The sequence below is a fragment of the Pseudomonas avellanae BPIC 631 genome, assembly GCF_000444135.1.
Lineage (GTDB): Bacteria > Pseudomonadota > Gammaproteobacteria > Pseudomonadales > Pseudomonadaceae > Aquipseudomonas > Aquipseudomonas avellanae.
The window spans coordinates 1-1,147 of sequence record NZ_ATDK01000451.1; the positions used below are offsets into that span (position 1 = coordinate 1).

The 1,147-nt window shown below is 42.2% G+C and carries 2 pseudogenes; both read right to left on the reverse strand.

The features are described 5' to 3' along the window. Window positions 1-77 precede the first annotated feature (77 nt). A pseudogene (locus tag DW49_RS1000000131025) lies at window positions 78-578 on the reverse strand (histidine phosphatase family protein); the annotation flags it as partial. A gap of 341 nt (window positions 579-919) precedes the next feature. Then, window positions 920-1,060, reverse strand: a pseudogene (locus DW49_RS1000000131030) (AvrD family protein); the annotation flags it as partial. Window positions 1,061-1,147: the final 87 nt, after the last annotated feature.

Consider the following 1,147-nt stretch of genomic DNA (forward strand, 5'->3'; position numbering starts at 1 on the left):
CTAACTAACGTAAAATTCAAATTTTATCAATAACTTAGGTTGCAGGACACGGGTAAATTATTTCGCAAACAGTACACTAGAGGGCAGGAAGTCTGTCGCACCCCTAACATGTGGTGAGCAAAAAGTGCCACAATACCTCCATGAGAAACAACAATAACCCGGCCTTGGTGATTATTTTTAATAGTATGTATTCCACGGACAAAACGCTCCAACGCTGAACGACCCGCCCCCCCTCCGGATGGGGTATACTCAAGTGTTATTAACTTTCTCGATAACTCAGGATCAGCAGATATAAGAAGCTCCTTAGACTTACCGTCCAGTGCGCCCAAGTGGCGCTCCGAAAAGTCTGTGGAAACAAATCTTCTCAAGTTAACATCAACTGTCAAAAGATTTGCGGAAACCAGTGAGCGTTTATAGTTAGAGCTATAAATAGCATCCCACTTCTCATTCTTAAGCGTTCTGGCAGTTTCCTTGAACCGATCTATCCCCACGTTATTCAGCTCAGGATCAGACTGTCCCTGAAAAACGCCAAGCAAATTTTGTGGCGTTTCACCATGTCGGATAATGACAATGATCATCGAGCGTCGTCACTTAGCATTATTATTGGATGCACAGAACTTCTATATGGCGCGCAGTTATCAAAGCCTTCATTTGTGACCTCAAAAGACGACAGAGCGTTTCCCAAGGCGGCAATACTAACGTTCATGTTGCACCCCTGTGTACTATTCGCGAAACAATCTACCTATGGAGACGCTGATTTATTCTAAAACCCAGCTGTTGCCCCTGATAAATCAAGGCCTCCAGGGCGTTGCAGGGACGAAAAATCGAATAAATCTGCGCCTCCCTATGATGTATAGAATAAGCTACTGATAAAGTTTAATTTTTCGGGAATCAGCAGCTGTTTTTTTTCGAAAGTATACTAAAGGGGTAATAGATGCGCAACTGAACTAGAAAGGGTGATACCATTCATATGTCCAGCCACTTCCGCTATTCGCCAATTTTTACCCTTTACTGAAACAATATTAGCACGCTTTAGTTCGGTTACTAGTGTACTGTTTGCGAAATAATTTACCCGTGTCCCGCAACCTAAGTTATTGATAAAATTTGAATTTTACGTTAGTTAGTAGCTGGTTTTTTCGAAAACAGT